Here is a 6,861-nt window from a genome sequence, read left to right on the forward strand (position 1 = left end):
GGGAGCAGAATCGACCCATGGCGGCCAACCCTCGTGCCGGTCAACCGGCGCAACCCGAAGATCTCATCGACGTGGCCCAGGTGGTCACGGCGTACTACACGAAGCAACCCGATCCCGACGACGTGGCCCAGCAGGTGGTGTTCGGCACCTCCGGGCACCGCGGGTCGAGCCTGGACACGGCCTTCAACGAGGCGCACATCCTGGCCACCACGCAGGCCATCGTCGAGTATCGCGCCGCCCAGGGCACCACCGGACCGCTGTTCATCGGCCGTGACACCCATGCGCTCTCCGAACCGGCGTGGGCGTCGGCGATCGAGGTGCTCGCCGCCAACGAGGTCGTCGCGATGATCGACTCGGCCGACCGCTACACCCCGACCCCCGCCGTCAGCCACGCGATCCTGGGGTTCAACCGCGGCCGAGACGCTGACCTTGCCGACGGCATCGTCGTCACGCCGTCGCACAATCCGCCGCGCGACGGCGGCTTCAAGTACAACCCGCCCAACGGCGGCCCCGCCGACACCGACGCCACCGGGGCGATCGCCAAGCGCGCGAACGAGATCCTGCGCGACGGCCTGCGGGCGGTGAAGAGGATCCCGTTGACCCGGGCCCTGCAGACCGCGCAGCGCCACGACTACCTCGACGCTTACGTCAGCGACCTGCCCAACGTCGTCGACCTGCACGCCATCCGCGCCGAGGGCATCCGGATCGGCGCCGACCCGCTCGGCGGCGCCAGCGTCGACTACTGGGCGGCGATCGCCGAACGTCACGACCTGAACCTGACGGTGGTCAATCCACTCGTCGACGCGACGTGGCGGTTCATGACGCTCGACACCGACGGCAAGATCCGGATGGACTGCAGCTCGCCCAACGCGATGGCTAGTTTGATCCGCAAGCTCAATTCCGCGAACGGCGACTACCAGATCGCCACCGGCAACGACGCCGACTCCGATCGGCACGGCGTCGTCACCCCCGACGGCGGCCTGCTCAACCCGAACCACTACCTCGCGGTGGCCATCGAGTACCTCTACACCAACCGCCCGGACTGGCCCGGTTCGACGGCCGTCGGCAAGACCGCTGTCAGCTCGTCGATCATCGACCGGGTGGTGGCCGGGCTTGGTCGCGAGCTGCTCGAGGTCCCGGTCGGGTTCAAGTGGTTCGTCGACGGGTTGCTTGGCGGGACAATCGGATTCGGTGGCGAGGAGAGCGCCGGTGCGTCTTTCCTGCGGCACGACGGCACGGTGTGGTCCACCGACAAGGACGGCATCATCCTGGCGCTGCTGGCATCGGAGATCCTCGCCAAGACCGGGTTGTCACCGTCGCAGCGCTACCAGGCGCTGGCCGAGAAGTACGGCGCCCCGACCTACGCCCGCATCGACGCGCCCGCCGACCGCGAGCAGAAGGCCCGACTGGCGAAGTTGTCGGCCGAACAGGTGACCGCCACCGAACTGGCGGGGGAGCCGATCACGGCGAAGCTGACGTCTGCTCCCGGGAATGGCGCCGCGCTCGGTGGCCTCAAGGTGACCACCGAGAACGCCTGGTTCGCCGCGCGGCCGTCGGGCACCGAGGACGTCTACAAGATCTACGCCGAGTCGTTCAAGGGGCCCGAGCATCTGGCGGAGGTGCAGGAGGCCGCGCGCGAGGTGGTGAATACAGTCATCTCGTGAGTGCCTCTGCGGAGGGCGACTGTTCGCAAGCCGTCGCCAAGGAGAAATTGCCGGGCGAAGTCTGGGTGCTCATCGTCTCGAACGCGGTGATCGCACTGGGTTACGGCGTCGTCGCACCGGTGCTGCCGGCCTACGCCCGCCACTTCGGGGTGAGCATCAGCGCCGCGACGTTCGTCATCACCGCCTTCGCGTTGATGCGGTTGGCCTTCGCGTGGCCGGCCGGGCTGCTGATCCAGCGGCTGGGGGAGCGGCGGATCTACACCAGCGGCCTGGTGATCGTCGCGCTCAGCACCGCTGCGTGCGCGTTCGCCCAGACGTACTGGCAGCTGTTGATCTTCCGGTCGCTCGGCGGCATCGGGTCCACGATGTTCTTCGTCTCCGCGCTGGGCCTGATGATTCGGATCAGCCCGGAGAACGCCCGCGGCCGGGTGGCGGGCATGTTCTCCTCGGCGTTCCTCGTCGGTTCGGTCGGCGGGCCGGTGCTGGGCAGCCTGACCGCAGGCCTGGGGCTGAGCGCACCCTTTCTCATCTACGGCGGCGCGCTCCTTATCGCCGCGGCGGTCGTGTTCATCAGCCTGCGCAACTCCTCGCTGGCCGCCCCCGAAGCCGAGGCGACGGAGACGGTGACGGTCCGGATCGCCTGGCGCAATCGCGCCTACCGCGCCGCGCTGCTGTCCAACTTCGCCACCGGGTGGTCAGCATTCGGGCTGCGTATCGCGCTGGTGCCGCTGTTCGTCACCGACGTGCTGCACCGCGGGGCGGGTGTCGCCGGGCTGGCGCTGGCGACCTTCGCGATCGGCAACGTCGCTGCCGTGATCCCGAGCGGCTACCTGTCCGACCGGGTGGGCCGCAAGATGCTGCTGATCGTCGGCCTCGCGGCGGCGGGGGTCGCGACCGCGCTCGTCGGTTTCACCGACGGGCTGCCGCTGTTCCTGGTCAGCGCGGTCGTGGCGGGCTTCGCCACCGGCATCTTCACGTCGCCGCAGCAGGCCGCGGTGGCCGACATCATCGGCAACAAAGCGCGTGGCGGGACGGCGGTGGCGACGTTCCAGATGATGGCCGACGTGGGTTCGATCGGCGGGTCGCTGCTGGTGGGACTGATCGCGCAGTATTTCTCGTTCGGCTGGGCATTCGTGGTGTCGGGCGCGATCCTGGTGGTGGCGGCAGTGAGTTGGACGTTCGCCCCGGAGACCCGGCCACGGCCGGCGAGGGAACACGGACCGGCAAGGCCGCTCGGCCCGGAAGCCGGCGGCGAGGTGCCGTGACCTGCGATTTTGAGCGGCTGCCGAGCGTGGTGTAACTTCGGTGGGCACAACTTCAGGGGCTATGGCGCAGTTGGTAGCGCACCACACTGGCAGTGTGGGGGTCAGGGGTTCGAATCCCCTTAGCTCCACCCAGAACGAGTAGGTCGCGGACCTAGGTGTCCGGCGTTCGACCCCGTCACGTCGAACGGTTCGCATTCGGCGCCGCCATATCGGTCCCCGTCCGTCGCCGTCGGCCACGCCTTCTACGGCATTGTCCGGCGGTCTCCCTCCTGCCTGGTCCCGGCCGACGCCCCGGTGTCCGTCGTCGAGCAGCGCCTCAGCCCGTCCAGACGCCGTCGGCGTCGACGGTCGAGGGCAGCCGTGTTTACTTCCGTCCCCGTCGAGTGGCGGGTCGCTGACGCGAAGACCGCAAGCGCAATCGAAGCGATCATCGAGCAGAACAGCTACGACGACATGATCACCGTTACGGTGGTTCCGCCTGCTTAAGAGAGGACGCCAGTGATCCGGATGATGGGTGGCTGGGGCAACCGCCAGGACGAGCTGCAGTCGTGCGCTTTGCGCTTGCAACGATCGATTCGGCTGGCCCCCTCAGAGCCGGACCTCTACGGGCACTGGGGAGTGCTGCAGCCGCAACAACCCGACTCCCGAACCGGCGAAGATCTCAGAATCGTTCCCATCGACGTCGATGACATCGCTGCCCTCGAGCGGATCATCGTGTCGACCACGGAAGCAGGCAGTGCCGGACCGCGAACGGGCCCCGGTCACTACATCGATCTGGTGCGAGACAGTGTGTCGCCGGCTTCCGAGACGAGCGCGACAACGTTCAAGTACACGGTTCGCGCTGGTTTCACCGACATGCCGCGGCCCTACAATCACATCTTCGCGGACCTCCGAAGTGAGACTGACGAGAGAACGCTGATGGGTTACATGAGCGCGCTCGTGCAATCGTGGAACCCCGACAACCTTGGTGCCGTCAGCCGCCGCGTGAAGAGGGAGCAAGGGCATCGGCCGCCTGAGGTCGTGGTTGGGCGTCTTACCTATATTCGGGGCGGCACGCCGTTGAACACGAGTGCCCTCGGCGACGAGATCGACGTCGCCGCGGCCGACGGCGGCCATTACATCCGGGTCCCGGGAACACCCGAGCAGCCGAGCCTCGACCACATCCAGCGCGTCCGACAGGCGCTGGGATACGCCGGCACTTGATGTACCACGGCAGTCTCGGCTGACGACCGGCGGCGCATCGCCCAAGCCGCAGTCATCAGCGCCGTACTCGTGCGGCGGGGGACACCCGCCTGTGCAATTCAGCGTGCAGGCATGGTCTCAGAGCGCCCTCAGACCCTGCAGCGTCCTCTCGATCAGTTCACGTCGTTCAGCGATCGTCATCGAGTCACCAGGGACGGCCTGCACCCGCAGATAACCCTGCGTCACCAGCTCACCCACCAGGTACCGCGTCGCGCCGAGCGGTAGGGACAGGTGGGCGGCGATCTCTGCGACCGAGCGGCTCTGCCCGCAACACATCAAGACCTGCCCCCGCACGTCATGTCTCGGCCAGCCCGGCGGCTCCGTCGTGGTGGCCGCTCCGACGAAAGCTTCGAGCGGCAGTTCGAGGCCAGCGTCGGCAAGGTCTGGCGTGAGCGTGGACGGCGGGACCTCGCGCCGCTGGAGTACGTCGTGGTTCTGCAGGAAACGCAAGGCGTGGTCGGCGTGCACCGATGCGCGCACCTCGTTGGAGATGACCTTGAGCACGGTGCGGTCGGTGTCGATGACGAACGTGGTCCGTCTGACCGGCATGAATCGGCCCAGTAGGCCACGACGGCGGGTGTGGCGGCCACGCCACACCGTCTCACGCGGCATGACGGAACCACGCAGCCTGGCGAGCCTGCCGCGACGCACCCCGAACAGCTCGGACACCACGCCGTCCACGTCGGAGAGCAGCGGGTAGTCGAACGAGCGCTGCTGGGCGAAGTGAGCCTGCCGGTCGACGGTGTCGGTGCTGATGCCCACCCGCTGGGCGCCGACCGCGGCGAACTCGTCGCTCAGATCGCGGAAATGACAGGCCTGAGCTGTGCAGATCGGCGAGGACGCGATCGGGAAGAAGAACAGCACGACCGGGCCGTCCTGAAGGAACGCGGACAGTGACCCCGCCCGGCCGGTGTGGTCATAGAGAGTGAAGTCAGGCGCCTTCTCGCCCGCAATCATCGGCAGAGACTAACGCGGGGATGCGCCCCATGACTTGCGACTCAGCAATCTGGGTCGCCGAACGGCTGCCGGCCGGGCCTGAAGGGCCGAGCGACGGCATTGTCGCACCAATGGCCGACTTCTAAGTTTTCTCTGAGGGTTTACTCAGGCGTCAGCGCGGGAAATCGGCTCGGCATGGAGGGTCGTGGGCTTCTGGGCGACCGCTACGAACTGAGAGGCGTCCTCGGATACGGCGGGATGGCCGAAGTGCGTGACGGCTGGGATACCCGCCTGAACCGACAGGTCGCGGTCAAGATCCTGCACTCCTACCTGAGCTCGCAGGCGGAGATTCGCGAGCGATTCAAGATCGAAGCGTGCGCCGCTGCGGCACTCAACCATCCTCACATCGTCGGGGTGTACGACTTCGGCGACGGGGACGAGACGCCGTTCATCGTGATGGAGCGACTGCCCGGAGACACCCTCGGTGATCAGATCGAGTGCGGTCCGTTGCCTCAGAGCCAGGTGTCGACGGTGATGCGCAGTGTGCTCTCCGCGCTGTCGGCCGCCCACGGCGAGGGCGTGCTGCATCGGGACATCAAGCCGAGCAACATCCTGCTGACCGAGTCGGGCGCGGTGAAGGTCGCGGATTTCGGGATCGCGAAGACACCGGGCGCCGCGCACACGACGACGGGTCAGTTGGTCGGGACGCTGGCTTACCTCAGCCCCGAACGGCTGGCCGGCGAGCCCGCGTCGGTCGCCGACGACCTCTATGCGGCCGGAGTGGTCGGCTACGAGGCGTTGGCCGGTCGCAAGCCCTTCGACCAGGAGGACATCGCGCCGTTGGCGCGCGCGATCGTCGAGGAGCAGCCGACGCCTCTGGCGCACCTGCGCCCCGATCTCGATCCGGGGCTGGCTCAGGTGGTCGAGCGCGCGATGTCGCGGGACCCCGGGCAGCGCTTCGCCAGCGCGGAAGCGATGCTGGACGCGTTGAGCGGCAGGGCAGTGCCGCTGCCCGTCACCACCATCCCGCATCGAGCGCGCGTGATCCCGCCCATCGAACCGCCGGTCGCCCGCCCCGACCCATCGCTGGACACCGTGGTCCTAGCGTCAACCGGACATCGCCGTTCCCACAACCGGTCTCGGCAGGCGGTCGGTGCTGCAGCTGCGATGGGGGCACTGGCGATCGCGGTGGTGTTCACCTTGGATTCGCCGTCCACGCCGGTGCCGGCCCAGCCCGATCCGGTGAGCATCAGCACGCCGAACATCGCCCCGATCAGCGCGACGGTCGCACCGTCCCCGGTGATCCAGCCGGCCCCGGTGGCCGAGCAGATCCCCGTGGTCGAGCAGGCGCCGGTGATCGAGCAGGCGCCGATCGTCGTACCCGAGCCGGCACCGGCGCCGGTGATCGAGCAGGCGACGCAGGAACAGCAGCGCCCCAAGGGTAATGGCAACGGCCGAGGCAACGGGAACGGCAACAAGAAGCCGAAATGAGCTGTGGCGGCGCCGGCAATGGCTTGAGCACGTAGACCCGTTCCGAGCAGTCCAGACATGTCGGACCCCTCTGCAATGATGGGGTCATGTCCTCGACGGCATCGTCTTTCGCTCCTTCGGTGAGGCCGAAGGACCGGCTGGCGGTGTTGTTCGATGAGATCGCGGAGTTGTGCGGTCAGCGCAATGCGATCGACGGGCGCCTGGTGGAGATCGTCGCCGAGATCGACCGCGACGGGTTGTGGGGCATGACGGGCGCGCGGTCG

5 protein-coding genes, 1 tRNA gene and 2 pseudogenes are annotated in these 6,861 nt (G+C 67.9%); 6 read left to right on the forward strand and 2 right to left on the reverse strand.

The window, feature by feature from the left end; all coding sequences use genetic code 11:
• Window positions 1-17: 17 nt before the first annotated feature.
• The 4 genes from pgm (at window position 18) to O6P37_RS20840 (ending at window position 4,132) form a co-directional block, all read left to right on the forward strand.
• Window positions 18-1,664, forward strand: a complete 1,647-nt coding sequence (gene pgm, locus O6P37_RS20825) for a phosphoglucomutase (alpha-D-glucose-1,6-bisphosphate-dependent) (RefSeq protein WP_269895861.1) — start codon at window positions 18-20, stop codon at window positions 1,662-1,664.
• Window positions 1,661-2,929, forward strand: coding sequence for an MFS transporter (locus O6P37_RS20830; protein ID WP_269895862.1), 1,269 nt, complete (start codon window positions 1,661-1,663; stop codon window positions 2,927-2,929). Before pgm ends, O6P37_RS20830 begins: the two co-directional genes overlap by 4 nt.
• Before the next feature lie 55 nt (window positions 2,930-2,984).
• A tRNA-Ala gene (locus O6P37_RS20835) sits at window positions 2,985-3,057 on the forward strand.
• A gap of 379 nt (window positions 3,058-3,436) precedes the next feature.
• Entirely contained in the window at window positions 3,437-4,132 is a 696-nt protein-coding gene (locus tag O6P37_RS20840; RefSeq protein ID WP_269895885.1) for a hypothetical protein, read from the forward strand.
• Window positions 4,133-4,249: 117 nt separating this feature from the next.
• Here the strand turns inward: O6P37_RS20840 and O6P37_RS28490 are convergent, their stop codons facing one another.
• Together O6P37_RS28490 and O6P37_RS28495 are read right to left on the reverse strand one after the other, a co-directional pair.
• On the reverse strand, window positions 4,250-4,621 hold the full coding sequence (locus O6P37_RS28490; RefSeq protein WP_332909808.1) for a DUF742 domain-containing protein: 372 nt from the start codon (window positions 4,619-4,621) through the stop codon (window positions 4,250-4,252).
• Window positions 4,607-5,128: pseudogene (locus tag O6P37_RS28495) on the reverse strand (peroxiredoxin); the annotation flags it as partial. The pseudogene O6P37_RS28495 and the gene O6P37_RS28490, both read right to left, overlap by 15 nt.
• A gap of 174 nt (window positions 5,129-5,302) precedes the next feature.
• On the opposite strand from O6P37_RS28495, the gene O6P37_RS20850 reads away from it, so the two are divergent.
• On the forward strand, window positions 5,303-6,598 hold the full coding sequence (locus tag O6P37_RS20850) for a serine/threonine-protein kinase (RefSeq protein ID WP_269895864.1): 1,296 nt from the start codon (window positions 5,303-5,305) through the stop codon (window positions 6,596-6,598).
• Between the two features lie 86 nt (window positions 6,599-6,684).
• Window positions 6,685-6,861 (forward strand): annotated as a pseudogene (locus tag O6P37_RS20855) (hypothetical protein); the annotation flags it as partial.

This window comes from Mycobacterium hippophais, assembly GCF_027529605.1.
Lineage (GTDB): Bacteria > Actinomycetota > Actinomycetes > Mycobacteriales > Mycobacteriaceae > Mycobacterium > Mycobacterium arseniciresistens.

Coding starts and splice junctions, on each gene's coding strand:
- pgm (WP_269895861.1), top strand. CDS start 18: ATGGCGGCCAACCCTCGTGCCGGTCAACCGGCGCAACCCGAAGATCTC.
- O6P37_RS20850 (WP_269895864.1), top strand. CDS start 5,303: ATGGAGGGTCGTGGGCTTCTGGGCGACCGCTACGAACTGAGAGGCGTC.
- O6P37_RS20840 (WP_269895885.1), top strand. CDS start 3,437: ATGATGGGTGGCTGGGGCAACCGCCAGGACGAGCTGCAGTCGTGCGCT.